The following is a 22,864-nucleotide window of genomic DNA, read 5'->3' on the forward strand; positions in this document are numbered from 1 at the left end:
GACGACGGTCGCGACAACGACGTTTCAAGGAGGTGAAAAGAGTCATCGCCATCTGCGATTTGTGGCAGCCGGCGTCAAAAGCCGGCTGGGTCTTCACGAGCTTTTCGTTTTCATCGCAGCTTTCGCCACACCGGATGCCTCAGGCCGCGGCAAATGGCACAGCGATGAAGGTTTTACTCCCGTCACGTTCGACGAGCAGCAACACCGATTTGCGGCCGGCCTTGCCGGCTTCGGCGATCGCCGCCTTGACGTCTCGGGCATTGCGCACCGGCCGGTCATTGACCGAGACGATGACGTCGCCCGACTGGATGCCGGCGGCAGCGGCCGATTTGTCCGGATTGACGCTGGCGACCACCGCGCCGCTGACGGAGCGCGGCAGGTTCAGCTGCTGGCGCACGTCGGGCGTCAGGTCGGCAAGGCCGATGCCGAGGCTCGGCTGGCCGAAGGCCTGGCCATGCGCTTGCGGGCTTTCGGCCTCGGCTTGCTTCTGGCCGTCCGCATTGGCGCCTACGGTGACGTTGAGATCGATCGTCCTGCCGTCGCGCCAGACACCCAGGGCTTCGTTCGTTCCAGGGGAGAGATCGGCAACGAGGCGCGACAGGTCCTTCGGCGTCTTGACGGTCTCGCCGCCGACCGATGTGACGATATCGCCGGGCTTCAGGCCGGCATTGGCCGCAGGGGTATTGGCGGAAACGGCGGCCACCAGGGCGCCGCCTGTCTTGTCGAGACCGACGGCATCGGCCACATCCTTCGTGACCGGCTGGATCTGCACGCCGAGATAGCCGTGATCGATCGAGCCGTTCTTCTCGAGCTTGGCGACGATCGCCTTGGCCTCGTCGGAGGGAATGGCGAAGCCGACGCCGACGCTGCCGCCGTTCGGCGAATAGATGGCGGTGTTGATGCCGACGACCTTGCCTTCGCGATCGACCAACGGACCGCCCGAGTTGCCGTGGTTGATCGGCGCGTCGATCTGGATGAAATCGTCATAGGGGCCGCTATGCAGGTCGCGGCCGCGCGCCGAAACGATGCCTGCCGTCACCGTGGTGCCGATGCCGAAGGGGTTGCCGATCGCAAGGATCTGGTCGCCGAGCTTCAGCCTGTCTGAATCGCCCCAGGCGATGGTCTGCAGCGGCTTGCCAGCCTCGATCTTCAGGACGGCGACGTCGGATTTGGCGTCGGTGCCGATCAACTTGGCCGGCAGTTCGGTGCCGTCGTCGAGCGTCGCCTTGATGTCGAAAGCGTTGTCGATAACATGGTTGTTGGTGACGATCACGCCGTCCGGACTGATGATGAAGCCGGAGCCGAGCGCCATCGCATGCTCCGAACCATGGTGCTGCGGCGCCGGGCGCGGCAACGGGATGCCCTGATCCTCGAAGAACTGGCGGAACTGTTCGTCCATCGGCGATTCCTGGCCGGCGCTGGCATCGCTTGCTTTCATCGTCGTGGTGATGGTGACGACGGCGGGTTTGTCGGCGTCGACGATCGAGGCGAAGGAGCCGCTCGCGGCGAGAATTCCGCCTGTATCCGAAGGTGCGGCAAAGGCGTTGGAGGAATTCACGGCGAAGGGGAGGCTGGCGGCGCCGGCGATGGCGGCGGCCCCGACGAGCGCTGCGGCGTAATGTTTGCGGTGGATGCGTGACATGGCGATGGTCCCTTGCGAGAGCGTTGGCTTTGATGGCGTCGTGGTTCCGTGTCTCGGACCTGGCGTCGGGAGAGGGGGGCACAATTCCCCCATTCGCCTGGCGCGGGTCGTCGGGGATCCGACGAGCGGGGAGAGGAAGAAGAATTCGCGCTGGCATTAATATGACCAGGCCAAACGGCTTTACAAATTAAACATTGATCATGTTTATGTTGCCGATGTTTAAGAAATTACATGTATTTAATCTTTCCTTCCAAGGCTTCGCGCGGGCCGCTGCTCCCGGCGATCGCCTGGGCCTTTCGCCGGGTAGAGGCCGTCTCAGGATTGATGCGCTTTTTCAGGGCACTACGCCGATCCCAAGGCCGCTTGAGCTCGTATCGCAAAGCAGGTGATTCCGCTGCATCGGTGGAAGCGTATCTGAGGAACCTGTTGCGAATATAGAAGTTAGTAGACTCTAAGTTACTTCTTCTTCAGGAAGTAATAACTGGGGAATCGGCTGCAGGTGAATCTCGTCGGCGAAGAATTCGGTGCAGCGGGGAGGAAAGCCGAGCGCGGAATGCAGGTGAAGCTGAGCGATGTGGCGAGGAAGGTGGGCGTCAGCCCGATCACCATTTCGCGTGCGTTGCGCAATCCCGAAATCGTCTCGGAGGATCTGCGGGAAGAAATCCTGCGCACGGTCGAGGAGATGGGTTATATCCCCAATCTTGCCGCCCGGGCGCTGGCCGGCCGCCATAACGGCATCGTCGGCGTCATCACCCCCGCCTTGCACCAATATGGCTTCGCCGGCCTAATGATCGGTATCGAGGATCGCTTCCGCGGCACGGAGTTCACCGTGCAATATTCCAGCACGCTGCACCATGCCGAGGGCGAAGCCGGCCTGCTGAAATCCATCCTGACCCAGAAGCCGGCCGGCGTCATCATCGCCGGCGCCGAATCCTATCGCGACCTTCTGCCGCTGATGGCGAGCGCCCCCTGTCCCATCGCCCATATCACCGATCTCAGCCAGGAGCCGCAAAGGCTGGTCGTCGGCCTCGATCATTATACGGCCGGCGCCGAGCCCACCCGCTTCCTGTTGTCGAGGGGCTATAACAGGATCGCCTTCATCGGCCGCGGCGCCGACGTCCGCTCGCGCCGGCGCATCGAGGGTTATGAGGCTGTGATGCGGGAAGCCGGCCTTTTCCTGGAGGATCTCATCATCGGCGGGGATGCGCCGAGCCGCATCGGCCTCGGCAGGGAGTTGTTCTCCCGCCTGCTCGAGCGCGTGCCCGATGTCGATGCCGTCTTTGCCCAGAGCGACGAACTGGCCTTCGGCGTCCTCATCGAATGCAAGGCGCGCGGCATCCGCGTGCCGGAGGATGTCGGCATCTGCGGCTTCAACGACCTGGAATTTTCGCCCTTCCTCGAGCCGTCGCTAACGACGGTGCACATAGCGCGCCAGGACATCGGCCACCGCGTCGCCGACATGCTGCTGCACGCCATCCACGACGAGCCGCTCGAGGAAGACAGGGTCGACTGCGGCTTCTCGATCGTCCCGCGCGGCTCGACGCGGTAGTCGGGCATCGAAGTGGAGCTGAGTCTTGCTGAGCCCCGACCGGGCACGGTAGGATTGTTCCGTATTGGAACCGGATGGCAACCACTGTGCTGAAAAATGGATAAGGCGGGACTATCTCTTGACAGGATGCGCACCTTTGTCCGCGTCGCCGAGCGCGGCAACCTGTCGATGGTCGCAAAGGAGCTGGGCGTCGGCCAATCCAGCGTGACGCGGCACCTCAACGAACTTGAGGAGGCTGTCGGCGTGCCGCTTCTCAGCCGCACGACGCGTCGCGTCACCCTCACGGACGAAGGTAGTCGCTATTATACCAACTGCCTTCAGATATTGCGCCTGGTCGAACAGGCTGCTGAAGAAGCCAGAGACGCCCGTGACGCCCCAGCCGGCGCTGTTCGGCTCTCCTGCACGGCAGCGCTTGGCGTGATGCATATCACGCGGATGATCTTCGACTTCCAGGACAAGCATCCTGACATCCGCGTCGACCTCAACCTGACGGACCAGCGCATCGACCTGGTCCGCGAAGGCGTCGACGTAGCGCTCCGTCTCGGGCCTCTGGCCGACAGCGCAATGAAACTTCACGCGCTTGGAGAAAGCCAGCGGCTGCTGGTCGGCGCTCCGGCTTATTTGTCCGCCCGGGGACGGCCGGAGCGGCCGGCCGATCTGTCGCGATACGAAACTGTCGTGATGTCCAACGTGGCAGGCAGCGACAAGCTCCTTCTTTCCTCTCCCGATGGTACAAGCCTGATGATCCCTGTCCGTGGCCGGCTGCGCGTCGACCACGGGCTTGCGGCGCGCGAGGCTCTTGCCGCCGGGCGCGGCATTGGTCCTACCCATCTCTGGCTGGTTCACGATCTTCTGGAGGACGGCCGGCTCGAGGTCGTGCTCGGAGATTACCGGCCTTCGCCGGTGCCGCTGAGCTTGTTGATCGCTCCGGAACGTGCCGCCATTGCCCGCGTTCGGCTGCTCGTCGACTTTCTTGCCGCTGAGGTTGCCAGGCTGCCGGGGATCCGGCGGTCGTAGGTCTTAGAGCCTTTCCGGGTTAGATTGAAGCATTCTGCCGGAGCAGGTTTTCGTCAGGGCAAAGGCGATTGGCGAAGGGCATACCCCAAGGTACGTGCGAGCCGATCGCCTTTGATCCTGGCGGAAACATGCCCGGCCCTCCGGGTTGGCTGAAACGGGCCGGCTGATCGACCGGCCGGCTTGGCCGTAGAGCTGGGCTACGGCGCGCGCCGGCCGGTCGACCATCCGACTCCGTTTGAGCCAACAGAATGCTTCAATCTAACCCGGAAAGGCTCTAGGGCAAGCAATCGGTTGTCGAAGACCGGAGCATACTTTGCGAGACATGTGCTTCAGCCGCCGAAAGACCGCTTGTCGCCGCGCCATCCCGTCGTCCGCAGAAACTGCTCCCAGTTGAGCGCCTCGGGATTCAGCCGGCGGCTCCATTGGAGATCGTGTTCCTTGCCGAAATAGCCATACTCGACCGCATATTCGACCATGCCGAGAATCTCTCGAACGAGAAGTTCGTTGGCGGCAAACTCCGGAAAATAATGCAGCAGCCCATCCCTGGTGAAAGCATTTCGATACACGGCCTTGCGGCCGGTCACGCTTTGGAAGGTCTCGACCATCTCCCGCGGGGAAATGATATCGCCGACGATCGGTAGCGTTTTGCCGTCGTAACGCTCGGGGTTTGAAAAGATCTCGAGGACAACGGGCCCGGTCGCCGTCAGCGGATCGACAAAAGGCGCTGCGAAATCCTCAGGAAGATAAATCGGCAGGAGCAGGGTGTCGCCTTCCATGCGCGGCACATAATATTCGAGAAGGTTGGTGTAGAAGAATGCCAGCATGACGAAGGAATGAAAAATCGGCAGGCTGCGAATGTGGTCTGCAACGAGCGCCTTGTCGGTAAAATGCGGCGCATATTTCGTCCCACCGGCGATCCTGTCGACATTCTCCAGCGTGCTGAAAACGATATGACCGACGCCGGCCTCAACGGCCGCATCCGCGAGCTGTCGGCCAAGGGGAGCCTCGATAGTCGCCGGCGGGGCGATCGGCGGCGTCATCAGAAATGCGCCATCCGCGCCCTTGAATGCAGCAACGAGCTCCTTCTGATGGCCGAGTTCGAGAGGCACGATGGCGATTTCGGCCCCGAGTTCCTCCAGGCGTAAGGCTTCGTGCGAATCCTTTCTCCGAGTAAAAGCGCGGACGCGGAAACGTTGGCTCTCAAGAAGTGTCGCGACGACGCTGCGCCCCTGTTTGCTCGTTGCACCAGTGACCGCGATCAGTGGCTTGTTGTCTGTAGACATAGCTTTCCCTTCCTGTCGTTCCCCGCTGGTAGGGGCATTTAAAAAAGGCTGAGACTTAGGGTCCTTACCCCACAGCCCGACCTTGACGCGGTACTCTATCGAAAGAGAAATTATTGATGAATATCGCCTGAACGCATATGATAATGCCGTTTTAAGGATAAATCGGCCGGGTCAGGTGCTGATGGAGTCGGTGTTTATCTCGTTGCGGCGGTCTGTCGGAGAGAGTGTCCGGCGATCCCGCTTGTCGCCGATGAAACACCGGGCGTGAGGCAAGATCCGGTCGCTGCGGGATCACATCACTTTTCGCAAAGGCGTCGGCCGCCGGAGTATGGCTGGTAGGTACAGTCGGACGGCCTGAAGGAGCGGTAGCTGCGCGAGCAGGCGGTGATGTTGCAGGACTGCGGAGCGCCCTGGCCATCGATGTCTGCATCGGTCGACCGCACTCCGTTCAGCGCCGGTTCGGTGGTCGCCGCGCGCATGAAGTCCCGCCAGATGTGCGCTGGCAGGTCGCCGCCCGTCACCCCCTTCATCGGCGTGTCGTCATCATTGCCAACCCAGACACCGACGACGAGCGATTCCGTGAAGCCGACGAACCAGGCATCACGATTGTCCTGGCTGGTGCCGGTCTTGCCGGCCGCAAATGTGCCGGGGTCGGCTCCACGTCCCGTGCCGCGTTCGACCACCAGCTGCAGGAGCCCGAGGAGATCGGACTGGTAGGGCGAAAGATCGACATCCGGCTTTGATTGTGCGCCAACTCGAAAGGCCTTGGGCTGCCCTGCCGCTTGAAAGTCGATGATGCCCCAGGGTTTGACAGGCGCCCTGCCGAGTTGGACGGACGCATAGGCGCTGGTGAGGTCAAGCAGATTCACTTCGGACGTGCCGAGCGCCAAAGACGGAGTATCGGCCAGCGGCGCATCGATGCCGAGTTCGCGCGCTGCGGCAATCACATTGCCCAGACCGACCTCTTCGGCAAGCGCTACTGACGCGGCATTGAGCGATCGCGCGAACGCCTCGGCAAGCGTTACCCACCCGCGATAGCTGCCACCGGAATTTTCCGGCGACCAGCCATTGATGTCGATTGGCGCGTCCAGAACCTGGTCAGACAGTGTGAGCCCGGCCTTCAACGCTGCGTAGTAGACGAATAGTTTGAAGGTGGAACCCGGCTGGCGCATCGCAGTCACGGCGCGGTTGAACTGGCTCGCCTTGTAGTCGCGCCCGCCGACCATCGCAACGACGGCGCCGTCCGGCGTCATCGCAACCAAGGCCGCCTGCGATGCTCCGACCGCCTTTCCCTCACTGTCCAAGGCTCTTTTTACGACCCGTTCGGCGATCTGCTGCAACTGCGGCACCAGCGTGGTGCGCACGGTGGTCGAACCTGGCGATGAGCCGGCGATTTCGCTTGCCTGCGGCGAAATCCAGTCGGCAAACCAGCTTCCGGAGCGCGGCGTCGGCGTCGTCGGGTGCAGGCTGGTAAAGCTCGTCTTGGCCTCCGCCGCCTGTGGCGCGGTGATCTTGCCATTGGCCGCCATCGCGTCGAGAACGACCATGGTGCGCTGCCTGGCGCCTTCGAAATTGTCGATGGGATTCCATTGGCTCGGCGCCCGCAGCAATCCTGCCAGCATTGCCGACTCCGGCAGGTTGAGGGCGCCGATGTCCTTGTTGAAATAGATCCGCGCGGCGGCAGGCATGCCGGTGGCGCCGGCGCCAAGATAGACGCTGTTGAGATAGCGCGTCAGGATTTCCTGCTTGCCGAGCTTCCACTCCAGCCAGAATGCAATGACGACTTCCTGTATCTTTCGTTTTATGGTTCGGTCGCTGTCTAAATATTGCAGCTTGATGAGTTGCTGGGTGATCGTGCTGCCACCCTCCACCACGGAGCCAGCCTGCAAATTCCGCAGAAGCGCCCTCCCGATGCCCCTGGGGTCGACGCCGAAATGATCCATGAACCGGCGATCCTCGATCGACAGCACGGCATCGATCAAATGGGGTGGAAACTGGTCGTATCGGGCATATGGCCCCTGATAAGGTCCCTGTCTCACCAGCGGCGCACCGTCGGCGGTTTCCAGCACCACGACCGGCTTCAACGTTCCATCGCGGATTTCGCTCCAGGGCACGTCTTTCAGTGCCCATACCAGCACGCATCCTACGAGGAGGCAGACAAGCAGAGCCGCACCGATCGGGAATTTCCGCCAGCCCGCCAGAAAGCGGCGCCAGCGATGTTCACGCGGATTGCCACGCCAGTCGCCAACACCGCGCCCGGCCTTGGCGAGGGCGCTCTTGATCCACCCGGCTGGAGCTGACGTGGTCTCCAGCCGCATTGACCTGCTTAGCGTTGTTTTCAAAAACGAAGCGGACGCCTTGGTCTTCGCAGAACTTTCCTCCAAATCCTGGCGCAGGGCACGCCACAGATCGCCCGCGGCCCGTCGAGTTTGATCAAAGGATCCGCGGGGCGGCTGCGGCTCGTCGAGATGGGCGGGGCCTGGAGACGCCGAGACGGTCGCTTGCGCTGCCGAATCTTGTATCTGATCGTGGCCCGCGCTCGAGCTGCTAACGCTTTCACCTGAGGATTCGGGAGAATTGGGCATCGGTTACCGCTAAAAAGGCCAACGCAGCAGGACCCTTATAGCTGGGTGATGCTGCGTGTTCCACCGCAAAAGGCCGCAACCGCTGCGCACCACCCGGATCCGGGCGTCGAAAACTCGAAGCCGAGCTGCGATTAACGACCCCTGGCCTCAATGCGAAACTGTTGGGGGTTCAAAGGTCGACCGTCGCCGGCTACAAGCTCCAGCTTCTGCAAGGGTTGTCCGTGCAGACTGTCGACTATGTCGTAGTCCAGTTCCCCGGGGGCAAAGCAATGCTCCTCTCCCCATTGCCAGAGCGCGACAAGGATCACGCACAGCTGACGCCCTTTTGGCGTCAGCAGATAGAGACGACTTAGTGCGGAATCAGGGTCCGGCTCGACCGTGAGTATGCCCTCTTCTACGAGCTTCCGCAGGCGAACCGACAAAATGTTCTTCGCGAGTCCCAGACTCTTTTGAAACTCGGAAAATCGCCGACGCCCCTTGAAGGCCTCGCGAACGATGAGGAGGGACCACCAATCACCGACGGCCTGGAGAGAACGCGCGATTCCGCACTGGGCACCCCCCATGTCAGTTCGCTTGCCCTTCAAGTTCCACCGCCTTTCTCTGAATTATGGTTGCAAAGTTAAACCATTTGGCGTTATGAGTCGATAGGTTTCAAAATTAAACCTTTGTGAGCGTTAAAGACTGGAGGGTTTTGGAGTGACCGACCTATTGGATTTCGCAATTCAGGCTCATGGCGGCTTTGAACTGTGGCAGCGGATCGAGCAATTGCGTGCACACATCAAAGTTGGTGGCGCGGTCTGGCATGTGAAGGGCTGGCCGGATGCCTATGCCGACATCCACACTATAGTTTCGACCCGTCGTCCGTACACTGAATTCGCCCCCTTCCTGGAGAAAGGGTACCATTGCGTTTGGGAGGCGGAGCGTACAGCGATCGTGGCCGACAGCGGCGAAGTCATTGAGCATCGGGTCGCACCGCGTTCGTCTTTTGAGGGGCACACGATCGCCACAGCGTGGGACCGACAGCATCTTATCTATTTCACCGGCTATGCCATGTGGACCTATTTGACGACGCCGTTTCTCTTCAGGCTCCCCGGGTTCAAGACGGAGGAGATTGAGCCATGGCAGGAAGAGAATGAAATCTGGCGCCGGCTGAGGGTAACATTCCCCTTAAGCGTCCCGAGCCATTCCACCGCGCAGACATTCTATTTCGACTCGAATGGCCTGTTGCGCCGCCATGACTATAGCGTCGACATCATGGGCGGCACCACGAGCGCCAACTATGCAAGCGACCACAAATGTTTTGCTGGTTTGACGATCCCGACGAAGCGCAGGGTTTATACAACCGGCGCGGACAACCGGCCCATCCTCGATCGGGTCGCCGTTTCGATTGATTTGCTCGACGTCGGCATTGAACCACATCCCGCGGGGCGCTGACTTCCGTCAGCAGGCTCGGCAGTCTCCGGCCTGCGGCTAGACGTCGATCAGGACGATCATGTCGCAGCGCGCGTCGACCGGGCGGTCGAGCACCAGGTGATGGCGTCGCCGGCGACGCCGGCATTGCGCCAAGGCAAGACATTGGGTCATATGGAAGCGATCATGCGGAACTGAACACGCGCCTGAACCTTTATGGCAGTCAACTTCCACGCATAAGACTTCTCCAAATGGCTTTTTCTCAACATCTCAAGACAATCCGCACCGACGTTTTGGAGATCGCCTATTTCGAGATTGGCCCTGCCGATGGCTGGCCAGTCGTGCTTTCACACGGCTTTCCCTATGACGTGAATGCCTATCGGGACGTCTCGCCAATCCTAGCCGCGCGAGGCGCAAGGGTGATCGTCCCGTACCTTCGCGGCTTTGGCCCTACGAGGTTTCTGTCGCCAAGAACCATGCGCAGCGGCCAGCAGGCGGCGCTGGGCAAAGACCTGATTTCGCTGCTCGACGCACTGGCTCTGCCGCGCGCGCTGCTTGCCGGATTTGACTGGGGCGGCCTGGCATCCTGCGTCGCCGCGGCATTGTGGCCGCAGCGGGTTGACGGGCTGGTTTCCTACGCCGGCTATGATGTCATCGACGTCAACAGGCAGCGTCACTCCTTTGCGCCGTCGCTGGAACACGCGATGTGGTATCAACACCTCTTCCAGAGCGAACGCGGCCGCGAATGCCTTGAACACAATCGCCGCGAACTCTGCCGGATGCTGTGGGAGCAATGGTCGCCGCAGTGGGAATTTGATGACGCCACCTTTGACCGGTCTGCCGCGTCCTTCGAAAATCCGGACTTCGTGGACGTCGTTCTCCACTCCTACCGGTTTGCTCTCGGAACCGAGAGTGGCGATCCCGAACTTCAGGATCTGGAAGATATCCTGGCAACAAGGCCGCAAATCGTCATTCCGGCGATCACCCTTGATGGTACCCAGGACCCTCTCAAGCCGGATGGCACGGCCGATCATTCAGTCATGTTCACGGGGCCTTATCAGCACAAGGCGTTCGATTGCGGCCATGCATTTCCTTTCGAAGCCCCTGAAGCCTTCGCCGATGCGATCCTCGCCGTCCACGAGATCGCCTGAGACCGCTATCGACGGCGTCTGGATAGCCGAGAGGCTAGGGAGCCATCCGCGCGCGCAGGCGCGGCACGATCCAGTCGAGGAAGCACCGCACCTTCGGCGGCAAGGGCTCGGCTGGTCCATGGATAACGTTCACCGGCAGCGGTTCCGGTGCGAAATCCGTCAGCAGTTCCTGCAGGGCGCCGGAGCGCAACTGATCGGAAATCTGGTAAGACAGCACGCGGATAATGCCGATGCCGGCCAGTGCGGCCTGGATGGCAGCCTCCGTCGTATTGACCGCGAGCTTGGAGCGCGGCTCGACGGAAAAGGCCGCGCCGTCCCGGCGGTAGCGCCATTCCGGCGCCGTCGCAAAGCCCTGGAAGCTGATGCCGTCATGCTGGGCGAGGTCATCCGGCTGACGCGGCACCCCTCGGCGGGCGAGATAGTCCGGGCTCGCGCAGATCACCCGGCGAACGGCGCCTACGCGCGTTGCGATAAGCGCGCTGTCCGCCAGATGCCCGATCCGCAGGGCCACATCGACGTGCTCATCTGCCAGACTTAGCTGCCGGTCGACCAAGGTCAGACGCAGGTTGATTTCGGGTTGCTCCTTCAGGAAGTCCAGGGCAATTGGCAGCAGATGGCACTCGCCGAAGGCAATCGGTGCGGTCACGTGCAGCCCGCCACGCAACGCGCCATATTCGCCGCTGGCCTGCCGCTCCGCCGCCTCCAGCTCCTCCAGAATGCGACGTGACGCGGCGACGAAGGCGCGCCCCTCCTCCGTGACGGCGAGGCCGCGGCGGGTGCGCCGGACCAAGCGCACGCCCAGGTGCTTTTCGAGATCGGCGACCTTGCGGCTGACCGTGGCGAGCGGTGCATGCAGTCGCCGCGCCCCGGCCGAGAGGCTGCCTGCCTCCACCACCGCCACCAGCACCGACATTGCTTCAAACCGATCCATCTAATCCTTCCGGAATCTGAGAGGAAAGCTCTCTCAATGGCAGGATACTCTATCAGTGCTAGATATCATAGCTTGACGTCGTCCTGGGGGACGCCGGCCGGCTCCCCATCTTTCCAACGATTCGGAGGAAGGCGTCATGCCTCAACTGTCACGTCGCGCCTTTGTCAGCGCTCTTCCACTAGGCCTCACCGGAGGGAGCCTTCTCGCGGCAAGCCTGCTCGGTGCCGCTCCCGCGCCGGCGCTTGCTGCCACGCAGGGTACCGCCAAGACGCCGGTCAGCGTTACGCCGCTAGCACAGATCCGTGTCGGCCGCTTCACTGTGACGGCCCTGACGGACGGGTATGCCGATATGCCCTACAGCTATTTTCCGGGACGCTCCGCGGCCGAGGTCGAGCAGGCGGCAACCGCGCAATTCACCGCCCGGCCGAGCGGCGTCAGGTTCCTCTTCAACCAGTATCTTATCGAGGATGGCGAGCGCCGCATTCTGATCGATGCCGGTCCGGCGGGCTCGATCGGGCAGACCGGCGCACTGCCCCAGGCGCTCGGCGCGCTTGGCCTGCAGCGCGACCAGATTGACGCGGTGATCGTGACGCATATGCATCAGGACCACATGGGCGGTCTGATTGTCGGGGGCAAGAACAACTACCCCGGGGCGGAACTCTACATCGACCGTCGCGACGTCGCCCATTGGACTGACCCGGCCAAGCGCAGTGGCGCGCCCGACTATCTGCAGACGAGCTTCCAGATGGCGGGGGAGGTCGTGCGCCTTTACCCGAAACTCCAGGCGATTGACGGCGAGCGTGAGATTATGCGGGGCGTCTCCATTGTCGACCTTACCGGCCATACACCCGGCCATATCGGCGTGCGGGTCGAAGATGACGGGCAGAGCCTCATCATGGTTTCGGATATGATCTTTCCGGTCGTGCATCCTGGGGCGACCGATGTGTTCTTCCTGTTCGAGCAGGACCCCGCAGCTGCCAAAGCGATGCGCGACCGCTTTTTTCCCCGCGCCGCTTCGGAAGGCGCGCTTATCGCCGCCACGCACATGCCCTTCCCGGGCCTCGGCCGTGTTGTCGCCGACCGCGGGCAGATGCGCTGGCAGGTGGCGGACTGGGCGTCACAGAACTGAGCTCCACTGCCGCCGATCCCGCTCCACGGCGCGAGGCTGGAACGGCCATGGGCACCAGATCTGTCGGTACCGCCCCGACGGCATTCGTCGTCACGCCCGAGCAATGTGGCAGGGCTGCGCAGTCAACGCGGATAGGCGCGCGGCCATCCAACCAGCGAATTCAGTTCGGTGAGGGGCCAGTCCAGCTGGCCCCTTCCTTGCCAATCAAATATCGCTGGCGGCGCTCGACCAGAGGTCGGCGGCTTCGGCTGCCGTCATCCTCCGGACCTCGGCCTCATGGCGGCGGTTGGCGAAGAGTTCGCTCGCCATGATCTCTTCGGCAAGGTCGGCCGGAAGCGAGAGGATGACGCGGGCTTCGCCATTGTGCAGGCCGCCGAGTTCGGCGCGCTTGCCCGTCACCATGCCGCCGGCGACCGTGTTATTGGTCTCCGGATCGATCAGGATGAAGGAGCCGGACTGCCGGTTCTGCTCGTACGGATCGAAGATCGCTGCCTCGTCGAAGGCAAGGCGCACCTTGCCGATCGCATTCATGTAGAGCCGCTGGGCGGGGTTCCACGTGCCGGTCTTCAATTCGAGCTGGCTCAACGGCTGCACCTGCACGCGCTGGCGGCGGCTGCCGCTCTTCAGCCAGTAGCGCTTGCCGGGCTCGATACCCTCGGGCTGGAGGGCAACGATCTGCGCGTCGAAGGAAAGGCCGACCTGGGGCTGGGCGTCGATCGAGACGATCATATCGCCGCGCGCCACGTCGACCTGGCGGTCGAGCACGAGCGTGATCGCGTCGCCGGCGACCGCGGCGTTGCGCACGAGATCGAAGGTGACGATCTTGGAGACGTTGGCGACCATGCCCGACGGCAGGATCATGACGCTATCGCCTGGTTTGACCGAGCCGCCGGCAACCGTGCCCTGATAGCCGCGGAAGCTTTCGCCCGGACGCGAGACGCGCTGCACCGACAGGCGGAAGCCGACCGTCTGCGACGAGCGCACGGTCGCAAGCTCCAGCGTTTCCACCAGCGTCGGGCCGGTATACCAGGGCATGGCGCCCTGGCCGGAATAGACGACGTTTTCGCCCTTCAGCGCCGACATCGGAATGGCGGTGATCTGCTTGACGCCGAGCGACAGCGCGAATTCGCGGAATTCGTGGCTGATCTTGTCGAAGCCGGCGCGGTCGTAGCCCGTCAGGTCGATCTTGTTGACGGCGAGCACGAACTGCTTGATGCCGAGCAGCGAGGCGATCGTCGCGTGGCGGCGCGTCTGCTCGAGAATGCCGAGACGGGCGTCGACGAGCAGGATGGCGAGATCGGCGGTCGAGGCGCCGGTCGCCATATTGCGGGTATATTGCTCGTGGCCGGGCGTGTCGGCGACGATGAAGGAGCGCTTGTCGGTGGAGAAATAGCGATAGGCGACATCGATGGTGATGCCCTGTTCGCGTTCGGCCTGCAGGCCGTCGAGCAAGAGCGCGAAGTCGGGCAGGCCGAGGTCGTTCTGCTTGCCGGTGGAATCGCGCTGCAGCGTCGCGGCCTGGTCTTCCTTGACGGCCTTGGTGTCCCAGAGCAGGCGGCCGATCAGCGTCGACTTGCCATCATCGACGCTGCCGCAGGTGATGAGGCGCAGCGGGCGCGAGTCGCGCTGAGCCTTCTGCGGCTCGGCGGCGGGCAGGCTGGCGACGGTTGCGGCCGAGACGGCTGTGTTAGCTGCGGTCATCTCAGAAATATCCTTCACGCTTCTTCTTTTCCATGGAGCCGGACTGGTCGCGGTCGATGGCGCGGCCCTGGCGTTCGGACACCGTTGCAATTTCGAGTTCGGCGATCACCTCTTCGAGCGTGCTCGCCTCGGAGCGGATGGCTCCGGTCAGCGGAAAATCGCCAAGCGTGCGGAAGCGGATCATGCCTTCCTGGCGCACTTCGCCGGGCAGCAGTTCGAGACGCGGATCCTCGGCGAGGATGATCATGCCGTCGCGCTCCACGAACTTGCGCTTGCGGGCGTAGTAGAGCGGCACGAGCGGAATGTCCTCGGCCTGGATGTAGCGCCAGATATCGACCTCGGTCCAGTTCGACAGCGGGAAGGCGCGCACGCTCTCGCCCTTGCGGATCATGCCGTTGTAGATGTTCCAGAGTTCCGGCCGCTGGTTGCGCGGATCCCAGCGATGGTCGGGGGTGCGGAAGGAATAGATGCGCTCCTTGGCGCGGCTTGCCTCCTCGTCGCGCCGGGCGCCGCCGAAAGCAGCGTCGAACTGGCCGGCATCGAGCGCCTGGCGCAGGCTTTCGGTCTTCATGATGTCGGTGAAGGCCGCCGAGCCATGGGTGAAGGGCGTGATGTTCTCAGCCGCGCCGCGCGGATTGATATGCTCGATCAGATCGAGATCGTACTTCTTCGCGGTCTCGTCGCGGAAAGCGATCATCTCGCGGAATTTCCAGCCGGTGTTCACGTGCAGGAGCGGGAAGGGCACGCGGCCCGGGTAGAAGGCTTTGCGCGCCAGGTGCAGCAGCACCGAGGAATCCTTGCCGATCGAATAGAGCATGACGGGACGCTCGAATTCGGCCGCCACTTCGCGGAAGATATGGATGGATTCGTTTTCCAGCGCCTTCAGATGCGGGTCGAGCGGTGCCTTGGCGCTCTGGGGATTGCTGAGTTCCGTATCCGGACGGCTATCGGGCATGTCTTACTCCAGACTGTCGATCCTTGCGGCTGCCCGCAAGCTTTTGTCGATTGTGGCTCTTCGGGGCCCGCGGCGATCGCCGCGCCCTGATCCGGAAAGCCGTGAAGATGGTTATTGTGCGGCGATCGCCGCCGCCTCTTCGGCGACGTGCAGGCCGCATTCGCGCTTCTCGTCCTGCTCCCACCACCAGCGGCCGGCGCGCTCCGGTTCGCCCGGCTTGATCGCCCTTGTGCAGGGCTCGCAGCCGATCGAGGGATAGCCGCGGGCATGCAGCGGGTTGACCGGCACGCCGTTTTCGGAAACGAAAGCTTTGATCGCTTCGATGTCCCAATCGGCGAGCGGATTGACCTTCAGGAGGTGCCGTTCGGCATCATATTCGGCAAAGGGCGTTTCGGCTCGGTTGGTCGATTGCCCCCGGCGCAGCCCGGTGATCCAGACCGTCGCCCCTTCGAGCGCACGCGCAAGCGGCTTCAGCTTGCGCACGCCGCAACAGGCATGCCGGGCTTCGACGCTCTCGTAGAAACCGTTGAGACCGTATTGCGCGGCATAGGCGTCGATATCGGCCTTCTCAGGCGAAAAGCGCTGGATATGGATGTCGTACTGGGCTTCCGTCTCGTCGATCAGCGCCAGCGTCTCGGCAAACAGGCGGCCGGTTTCCAGCGTCGCGATGTCGATCGGCAGGCGGTGCGTGCCGATTTCAGCAGTGATCACCTGATCCTCGATGCCGAGCGAGGTGGTGAACACCACGCGGCCGCCCAGGCCTGCCACCAGCGACAGACGCCCGGCCAGGTCGAGGCCTGCCAGCTTGTCGTTCAGCGCCTCGGCTTCTGCATTCGGATTGATAGCAGTCATGGAAATCCTGTCCTTAGTTGCCGGGAGTATCGCAGTTCAAGCCTGGATCGGACAGAAAAAGGGATTTCGAAAGCTGCGGCCGGAAGAGCAAATATCTCTCCGAAGCTGCCGCAATGCAGAAAAGCAGCCGCCCGCGAGCGAAATCCGCGTCGGCAGCTTCAATGTCTATCGAATTAGTAGACTTACACGCAGCCTGTCAATCCGAAATCTGAAGTGATGCTGAAAAAGATGCAGAGCGCCCGGTTTAGGCGTAGATTGCAGGACGTTGGCCAAGGGCGAAAAACAAGGCCAAAAATGCTTGTCCCTCAAGGCTTTCTGCCGGCGCGTTCAAATTCCGTTCATGCTGGTTGTGCCATAGAGGCGAATGAACTCGTGAAGCGGCGCGAAAATGCGCGCCGCCTGTGTGTGTCGACGGTCTGAGATGATTACGCAAAAGGCGAAATACGCGCTGCGGGCGCTGACGGTTCTGGCGGATGCCGATGCCGACGAACCGGTGATGATTTCCGATATTGCAGCGCAGCAGAAGATCCCGAAGAAGTTCCTCGAACAGATCCTGCTCGATCTCAAACACCACGGCATCGTCGTCAGCCGCCGGGGCAAGCAGGGCGGTTATCTCCTGCTCAAGCCCGCCCATACCATCACCTTCGGCGAAATCCTGCGCATCATCGATGGCCCGATCGCCCCGCTGCCCTGCCTGTCGATCACCGCCTACCGCAAATGCGACGATTGCGACGGCGAACAGAACTGCGAAATCCGCCACGTCTTCGCCAAGGTGGCAGACGCCACCCGCAAGGTGCTGTTCTCGACGACCATCGCCGATGCCGTCGCGCCGACGCACGGCGCCGAAGTCACCCGCCTGCTCGCCTGAGCCCGGGGCTTGAGTAAAGCCGCCGGGACGTCTGTTCTTCAAGATTTGGTGAAATGCCTTTTCTCGCCGCTGCGATGCTCCACCTGCCTGTCCATCCGGTAGGGAGAATTCCGATGTTTGCATTTTCGATAAAGCATGTGCTGGCTGCCGTCGGTCTGTCGGTTGCCCTTGCGACGAGCGCTGCCGCCCATCATGGCTGGTCGTGGGCCGAGGCGGACCAGATCGAGCTTCGCGGCACCATCGAGAAAATATCGATGGGCGGGCCGCATCCGACGCTCGATGTCGCCACCGCCGATGACGGCGTCTGGCGCGTCGAACTCGGCAATCCGCGCCAGACCGAACGCTCCGGTTTCGTCGAGGGCGTTGCCAAGCCCGGCGACCAGGTGATCGCGCTCGGCAATCGTTCGCAGGATCCGAAGGAGAAGCGGATGAAGGCGGTGCGCATCACCATCGGCGAGAAGCGCTACGATATCTATCCCGACCGCATCCGGACGAACTGACCCGTCGTCATGGATGTTCTCGAATGGCTGTCGGCCACGGCGCCCGCCATGGCGCTGCGGCGCTCCGCGACGCTCTATATGGTCGTCAATGCCGCTCACATTCTGTCGATCGGCCTCCTGGTCGGCGCCATTCTGCCGCTCGATCTCAGGCTTGCCGGCTTCTTCCGCAAAGTGCCTGTCGAGGTCGTCGCGCCGTTTCTTTCCCGTTCGGCCGGCGTCGGCCTCGTCCTGGCGATCGCGACCGGCTTCTGCCTCTTCAGCGTGCGGGCGGTCGAATACGCCGAAAATCCTGCCTTCCTCGCCAAGCTCGGGCTGATCGGGCTCGGCCTTCTCAACCTGCTTGCGGTTCATGTCGGGCGAGGGTGGAAAACGCTCACCGCCACCGGACGCGTCCGGCCCGGCCTGCGCTTCTCCGCAGCCCTGTCGGCCGTATTCTGGATCGCTGCCGTATTGGCCGGGCGATGGATCGGATTTCTTTGACGCCGAGACTGTTCACCGGTCGCTGATCGCAGCCCGTGGGTTGACCCACGGCTCCTGATTCGAACGGGCCAGCGGCTGTTTGCCCAGGATATGGTCGGCCGCTTTCTCGCCGGTCATGATCGAGGGGCCGTTGAGGTTTCCGTAGGTCACGTGCGGGAAGATCGAGCTGTCGGCGACGCGCAGGCCGTCGACGCCGATCACCCGCGTCTGCGGATCGACCACAGCCATCGGATCGTCCTTTGCGCCCATCTTGCAGGTGCCGCAGGGGTGATAGGCGCTTTCCAGATGTTCGCGCAGGAAGGCGTCGATCTCATCGTCGCTCTGCACCCCTTCACCCGGCTGGATCTCGGGGCCGCGATAGGTGTCGAAGGCCTTCTGCCCGAAGATCTCGCGGGTCAGGCGGACGCAGTGGCGGAATTTCTCCCAGTCTTCCGGATGGCTCATATAGTTGAAGCGCAGCACCGGATCGGCCTTGGGGTCGGGCGAGCGCAGCGTCACGCTGCCGCGCGATTTCGACAGGTTGTAGCCGACATGCACCTGGAAGCCGTGGCTCTTGGCCGCCGCCTTGCCGTCATAGCTGATCGCCACAGGCAGGAAGTGATACTGGATGTCGGGCTGCTTCAGCCCCGGTGCGGAGCGCAGGAAGGCGCAGGCCTCGAACTGGTTGGAGGCGCCGAGCCCGCCCCTCGAAAGCAGCCATTGGGCGCCCGCCACGCCCTGCCAGAACCATGGCAGCCAGGAGTAGAGCGACACCGGCTTGGTGCTCACCTGCTGGAAATAGAATTCCATGTGGTCCTGCAGGTTGGCGCCGACGCCCGGCCGGTCGGCCTTCACCTCGATGCCCATCTCCTGAAGATGGGCGCCCGGGCCGATGCCGGACAGCATCAAAAGCTTCGGCGAATTGAAGGCGGAGGCCGAGACGATCACCTCGCGCGTCGCCTTGATTACCTCCACCTTACCCTTGCACTCGATCTCGACGCCGGTCGCCCGCCCGTCCTCGATGACGATCCGGCGCGCCAGGCCGTAGACGATCCCGACATTGTCGCGCTTCAGCGCCGGTTTCAGATAGGCGTTGGCGGCAGACCAGCGGCGGCCGGCAAAGATGGTCTGCTCCATCAGCCCGAAGCCTTCCTGCTTGCTGCCGTTATAATCCTCGGTCGTCTCGAAGCCCGCCTGTTTGCCGGCCTCGATGAAAGCCCCGAACAGCGGATTGGTGAAGCCGCCGCGCTGGACATGCAGCGGCCCGTCCGTGCCGCGCCAGCCCTCCTCGCCGCCATGCGAATGTTCCATGCGCTTGAAATAGGGGAGGACGTCGGCATAGGCCCAGCCGCTGGCGCCGAGCTCTTCCCAGCGGTTGAAGTCCTCGGCATGGCCGCGCACATAGACCATGCCGTTGATCGAGGAGGAGCCGCCGATCACCTTGCCGCGCGGCGCGGTGATGCGCCGGTTGTTGAGGTTTGGCTCGGGCTCTGAGAGATAGCCCCAATTATAGCGCTTCATGCTCATCGGCCAGGCAAGCGCCGCCGGCATCTGGATGAAAGGCCCGAAATCGCTGCCGCCCGCCTCGATGACGAGGACGCTGTTCCTGCCGTCCTCGGAGAGGCGATAGGCCAGCGCCGAGCCGGCCGAGCCGGAGCCGATGATGACGAAATCTGCTTGTTGCATCTTGTTGTTTTCCTTGAGCTGCCGTGATCCGGCTGCTTCTTGTGTTCTCAGAACCGGCGCCTCATCCGCCTGCCGGCACCTTCTCCCCGTAAACGGGGCGAAGCGGATATGCCGCACCGGCTTCCCCTATCTTCGAGGTTGCTTTGGGCACGTGCCCTCTCCCCGCGCGGGGGAGAGGGTCAGGGTGAGGGCAAGGGATGGCACAGGTGTTCTCAATAAGGCGCCGCCACCGGCCCCATGCCGACGTAAACCGTCTTCAGCTCCGAATAATGCTCGAGCGCTGCCAGCGAATTCTCCCGGCCGAAGCCAGATTGTTTCGAGCCGCCGAAGGGGATTTCCACCGGGCAGAGATTATAGGTATTGATCCAGAGCGTGCCGGCCTCCAGCCGGTCGACGACGCGGTGGGCGCGGGTGAGGTCGGCGGTGAAGACGCCGCCGGAAAGGCCGAATTCGCTGGCATTGGCGCGCGCGATCACCTCGTCCTCATCGTCGAAATCGAGCACCGACATGACTGGACCGAAGATCTCCTCGCGGGCGATCGTCATGTTGTCGGTGACGTCGGCAAAGACGGTCGGCTGTACGTAGTAACCTTCTCCCGAGACGTTGTTCGGAATGCCGCCGCCTGCAATGAGCGTCGCGCCCTCGGCCTTGCCCTTCTCGATATAGGCGATCACCTTCTCGCGCTGCGCCCAGGAGACCATCGGGCCGATCTGCGTCGCCTCGTCCATAGGGTCGCCGATCAGCATCGCCTCGGTGCGAGCCTTCAGCCGCTTCAGGAATTCCGCCTTAACAGCCTTCTGCACGAAGACGCGCGTGCCGTTCGAGCAGACCTGGCCGGTCGAATAGAAATTGCCGAGCATCGCCCCGCCGACCGCCGAATCGAGATCGGCGTCGTCGAAGACGATGAGCGGCGACTTGCCGCCGAGCTCCATCGTCACGTGCTTGAGGCTGCCGGCGGCGGCCGCCGCGACCCTGCGCCCGGTCGGCACCGAGCCGGTCAGCGATACCTTGGCGACATCGGGATGGTTGACGAGCAGGGGCCCGGTATCGCGGTCGCCCTGGATCACGTTGTAGAGCCCCTTCGGCAGTCCCGCCTCGTGCAGGATCTCGGCGATCTTCAAGGCGCCGAGCGGCGTGTTTTCGGAGGGTTTGAACACCATGGCATTGCCTGCGATCAGCGCCGGCGCACCCTTCCAGCAGGCGATCTGCTGCGGATAGTTCCAGGCGCCGATGCCCACACAGACGCCGAGCGGCACGCGCTTGGTATAGGCAAAATCCTGGCCGAGCGGGATGTGGGCGCCGTTGAGGCCGGCCGGCGCGACGCCGCCGAAGAATTCGAAGGCATCGGCGCCCGAGGTCGGGTCGGCGACAACAGTCTCCTGGATCGGCTTGCCGGTGTCGAGCGTTTCCAGCTCGGAAAGCTCCCGGTTGCGCTCGCGCATGATCTCGGCGGCCCGCTTGAGGATGCGGCCGCGCGCCATCGGGCTCATCGCCGCCCATTCCGGCTGGGCGCGCTTGGCCGCAGCAATCGCCTTCTCGACGATCGCAGGCGTTGCCGCATGCAGCCGGGCGATCACCTCGCCGGTGGCGGGATAGAGGCTCTCGATGACGGCGCCGTCGCTATCCTCGACATATTCGCCGTCGATGAAGTGCGAGGCTTTCGGCTGGGCTTTCATGTCATTTGTCCTTGGGGTGTTCGATGTGGTCGTTTCTTCTCCCCTGGGCAGAAGGGGAGGCGGCGGCTAGCAGCGCATTCACATAATCTTCCGTCAGCGCGATCGAGGCCTCGATGCCGATCGGCGCCGATTTCAGACTCTGCCTGATATAGAGCCCGTCGATCATCGCCGCAGCGCCCTCGGCGATGCGTTCTGCGGCGTCGGCTGGCAGCAGCGCCTTGAGATCGGCAAGCAGGTTCGAACGCAGCCGCCTGGCATAGATCACCAGAAAGCGCCGCGTCTCTTCGGAACGCTGCGCTTCGGCATAAAAGGCAAGCCAGGCGGCAATCGTTTCCGGCGCGAACTGGTCGGCGTTGAAGCTGACGCGGATCACCGCCGAAAGCCGCTCGCGCGGCGTCCTGGCGGCTTTCAGCGCCGCCACTGCATCGTGACGCAGTTGCCTGAGGAGCGAGCGGATCGTCTCGATCAGCAATTGCTCCTTGCTGCCGAAATAGTGATGCGCAAGGGCAGGCGAGACGCCGGCCTGGCGGGCGATATCGGACATCGTAACGGCAAGCGAGCCGTGATCGCCGATCACCCGCAGCGCCGCGTCGACAAGCGCCTTGCGGCGCACCGGCTCCATTCCGACCTTCGGCAAAACCGCCACTCCCTGAAATGGCGCCATCTTATTCTTGATTGACTGATCAATCAATAAAAATCTTTCTTGATCTCCTATGTGGCGGCATCTTTCCGCGGGCCATTGCTGCAACATATCTCAAAGCAAGGGGAGGTGCGTTCATGGCGGATATCTTTGACGAAACGCCGACAGCGCAGCTGCAGTCGAAATGGATCTGGTTCGTCGGCCTCGGCGTACTGCTCTTCATCTGCGGGCTGATCGCGCTCGGCAACCTGATGCTCGCCACTGTCGTCTCAGTCTATTATGTCGGCATGCTGATGCTGTTCGGCGGCGTGATCTATCTCGTCCACGCCTTCCAGGTGCGTGGCTGGGATCATGTGCTTTTCTGGGCGCTGAGCGGTCTGCTCTATGTGCTTGCCGGCATCTCAGCCTTCGTCAATCCGATCCTGACATCGGCGGCGCTGACGCTGTTTCTGTCGCTCGCCCTCGTCATCGCTGGCGTCTTCCGCACCTGGGTCGGAAGGAAGATGAAGCCGGCCAAAGGCTGGGGCTGGATCGTCGCAAGCGGCGTCATCACCGCGCTCGCCGGTTTCGTCATAGCGCTCGGCTGGCCGGTCAACAGCCTCTGGGTCCTCGGCCTGTTCCTCGCCGTTGATCTCATCCTTCAGGGCTGGACGATGATCGCCTTCGGCCTTGGCATCCGCAGCTGAAACGGTGGAAAGCGGTTTCTTTTTTGACAAGAACACAGCGGGGGATTAGACTTTAGGGATTATGCGGACAGTTCCGGTGCGTATGCACCAAAGCACCGGCGCAACCGCCTGGAATGCCGAAAAGGTCATGCGTCCCCCAAAGGC

General features: G+C 62.7%; 20 protein-coding genes. 9 read left to right on the forward strand and 11 right to left on the reverse strand.

Features of this window, described 5'->3' with window-relative positions; translation table 11 throughout:
• Positions 1 to 139: 139 nt before the first annotated feature.
• Positions 140 to 1,642 (reverse strand): DegQ family serine endoprotease, encoded by a 1,503-nt coding sequence (locus J2J98_RS05515; RefSeq protein WP_207602559.1) that lies wholly within the window; start codon positions 1,640 to 1,642, stop codon positions 140 to 142.
• Positions 1,643 to 2,195: 553 nt separating this feature from the next.
• On the opposite strand from J2J98_RS05515, the gene J2J98_RS05520 reads away from it, so the two are divergent.
• A complete protein-coding gene (locus tag J2J98_RS05520) occupies positions 2,196 to 3,191 on the forward strand; it encodes a LacI family DNA-binding transcriptional regulator (RefSeq protein ID WP_064706502.1) in 996 nt (331 codons plus the stop codon).
• 96 nt (positions 3,192 to 3,287) lie between these two features.
• The gene (locus tag J2J98_RS05525) at positions 3,288 to 4,208 is read left to right on the forward strand and encodes a LysR family transcriptional regulator (protein ID WP_207602560.1); all 921 of its coding nucleotides are present in this window, start codon (positions 3,288 to 3,290) and stop codon (positions 4,206 to 4,208) included.
• A 329-nt stretch (positions 4,209 to 4,537) separates the two neighbouring features.
• On the opposite strand, the gene J2J98_RS05530 is transcribed toward J2J98_RS05525, so the two are convergent.
• The 3 genes from J2J98_RS05530 to J2J98_RS05540 all read right to left on the reverse strand — a co-directional run bounded on the left by J2J98_RS05530 (position 4,538) and on the right by J2J98_RS05540 (position 8,660).
• Positions 4,538 to 5,491, reverse strand: coding sequence for an NmrA/HSCARG family protein (locus J2J98_RS05530; protein WP_207602561.1), 954 nt, complete (start codon positions 5,489 to 5,491; stop codon positions 4,538 to 4,540).
• A gap of 296 nt (positions 5,492 to 5,787) precedes the next feature.
• Positions 5,788 to 8,076: a PBP1A family penicillin-binding protein gene (locus tag J2J98_RS05535; RefSeq protein ID WP_207602562.1), complete on the reverse strand. Its 2,289-nt coding sequence runs from the start codon at positions 8,074 to 8,076 to the stop codon at positions 5,788 to 5,790.
• Between the two features lie 131 nt (positions 8,077 to 8,207).
• Entirely contained in the window at positions 8,208 to 8,660 is a 453-nt protein-coding gene (locus tag J2J98_RS05540; RefSeq protein ID WP_207602563.1) for a winged helix-turn-helix transcriptional regulator, read from the reverse strand.
• 112 nt (positions 8,661 to 8,772) lie between these two features.
• Here J2J98_RS05540 and J2J98_RS05545 point away from each other — a divergent pair, with 112 nt between their 5' ends.
• Positions 8,773 to 9,510 (forward strand): hypothetical protein, encoded by a 738-nt coding sequence (locus tag J2J98_RS05545; protein WP_207602564.1) that lies wholly within the window; start codon positions 8,773 to 8,775, stop codon positions 9,508 to 9,510.
• Positions 9,511 to 9,737: 227 nt separating this feature from the next.
• The gene (locus J2J98_RS05550) at positions 9,738 to 10,637 is read left to right on the forward strand and encodes an alpha/beta fold hydrolase (RefSeq protein WP_207602565.1); all 900 of its coding nucleotides are present in this window, start codon (positions 9,738 to 9,740) and stop codon (positions 10,635 to 10,637) included.
• A 34-nt stretch (positions 10,638 to 10,671) separates the two neighbouring features.
• Here J2J98_RS05550 and J2J98_RS05555 read toward each other — a convergent pair whose 3' ends face one another.
• Positions 10,672 to 11,568 (reverse strand): LysR family transcriptional regulator, encoded by an 897-nt coding sequence (locus tag J2J98_RS05555; RefSeq protein ID WP_207602566.1) that lies wholly within the window; start codon positions 11,566 to 11,568, stop codon positions 10,672 to 10,674.
• Positions 11,569 to 11,704: 136 nt separating this feature from the next.
• Between J2J98_RS05555 and J2J98_RS05560 the strand changes: the two genes are divergently transcribed.
• Positions 11,705 to 12,697: an MBL fold metallo-hydrolase gene (locus J2J98_RS05560; protein WP_207602567.1), complete on the forward strand. Its 993-nt coding sequence runs from the start codon at positions 11,705 to 11,707 to the stop codon at positions 12,695 to 12,697.
• Positions 12,698 to 12,901: 204 nt separating this feature from the next.
• On the opposite strand, the gene cysN is transcribed toward J2J98_RS05560, so the two are convergent.
• The 3 genes from cysN to J2J98_RS05575 all read right to left on the reverse strand — a co-directional run bounded on the left by cysN (position 12,902) and on the right by J2J98_RS05575 (position 16,205).
• Complete coding sequence (gene cysN, locus J2J98_RS05565) at positions 12,902 to 14,398, reverse strand: sulfate adenylyltransferase subunit CysN (RefSeq protein WP_207602568.1); 1,497 nt, start codon at positions 14,396 to 14,398, stop codon at positions 12,902 to 12,904.
• Between the two features lies 1 nt (position 14,399).
• Positions 14,400 to 15,353 (reverse strand): sulfate adenylyltransferase subunit CysD, encoded by a 954-nt coding sequence (cysD, locus tag J2J98_RS05570; protein WP_064692172.1) that lies wholly within the window; start codon positions 15,351 to 15,353, stop codon positions 14,400 to 14,402.
• Between the two features lie 111 nt (positions 15,354 to 15,464).
• Positions 15,465 to 16,205, reverse strand: a complete 741-nt coding sequence (locus J2J98_RS05575; protein ID WP_207602569.1) for a phosphoadenylyl-sulfate reductase — start codon at positions 16,203 to 16,205, stop codon at positions 15,465 to 15,467.
• 421 nt (positions 16,206 to 16,626) lie between these two features.
• Here J2J98_RS05575 and J2J98_RS05580 point away from each other — a divergent pair, with 421 nt between their 5' ends.
• The 3 genes from J2J98_RS05580 to J2J98_RS05590 all read left to right on the forward strand — a co-directional run bounded on the left by J2J98_RS05580 (position 16,627) and on the right by J2J98_RS05590 (position 18,053).
• On the forward strand, positions 16,627 to 17,073 hold the full coding sequence (locus tag J2J98_RS05580; protein ID WP_064706512.1) for an RrF2 family transcriptional regulator: 447 nt from the start codon (positions 16,627 to 16,629) through the stop codon (positions 17,071 to 17,073).
• Between the two features lie 113 nt (positions 17,074 to 17,186).
• The gene (locus tag J2J98_RS05585) at positions 17,187 to 17,573 is read left to right on the forward strand and encodes a DUF6152 family protein (RefSeq protein ID WP_207602570.1); all 387 of its coding nucleotides are present in this window, start codon (positions 17,187 to 17,189) and stop codon (positions 17,571 to 17,573) included.
• 9 nt (positions 17,574 to 17,582) lie between these two features.
• Entirely contained in the window at positions 17,583 to 18,053 is a 471-nt protein-coding gene (locus J2J98_RS05590) for a DUF6644 family protein (protein WP_064706514.1), read from the forward strand.
• A gap of 12 nt (positions 18,054 to 18,065) precedes the next feature.
• Here J2J98_RS05590 and betA read toward each other — a convergent pair whose 3' ends face one another.
• From betA to betI, 3 genes are all read right to left on the reverse strand, one after another.
• Complete coding sequence (gene betA / locus J2J98_RS05595) at positions 18,066 to 19,718, reverse strand: choline dehydrogenase (RefSeq protein ID WP_064706515.1); 1,653 nt, start codon at positions 19,716 to 19,718, stop codon at positions 18,066 to 18,068.
• Positions 19,719 to 19,930: 212 nt separating this feature from the next.
• Positions 19,931 to 21,394 carry a betaine-aldehyde dehydrogenase gene (gene betB / locus J2J98_RS05600; RefSeq protein ID WP_207602571.1) on the reverse strand — a complete coding sequence of 488 codons (1,464 nt, stop codon included), beginning with the start codon at positions 21,392 to 21,394 and terminating at the stop codon, positions 19,931 to 19,933.
• A gap of 1 nt (position 21,395) precedes the next feature.
• A complete protein-coding gene (gene betI / locus J2J98_RS05605) occupies positions 21,396 to 22,031 on the reverse strand; it encodes a transcriptional regulator BetI (protein ID WP_245296560.1) in 636 nt (211 codons plus the stop codon).
• Positions 22,032 to 22,171: 140 nt separating this feature from the next.
• Between betI and J2J98_RS05610 the strand changes: the two genes are divergently transcribed.
• Entirely contained in the window at positions 22,172 to 22,720 is a 549-nt protein-coding gene (locus J2J98_RS05610; RefSeq protein ID WP_207602572.1) for an HdeD family acid-resistance protein, read from the forward strand.
• The last annotated feature ends 144 nt before the right edge of the window (positions 22,721 to 22,864 follow it).

The organism is Rhizobium bangladeshense (assembly GCF_017357245.1).
Taxonomy (GTDB): Bacteria; Pseudomonadota; Alphaproteobacteria; order Rhizobiales; family Rhizobiaceae; genus Rhizobium; species Rhizobium bangladeshense.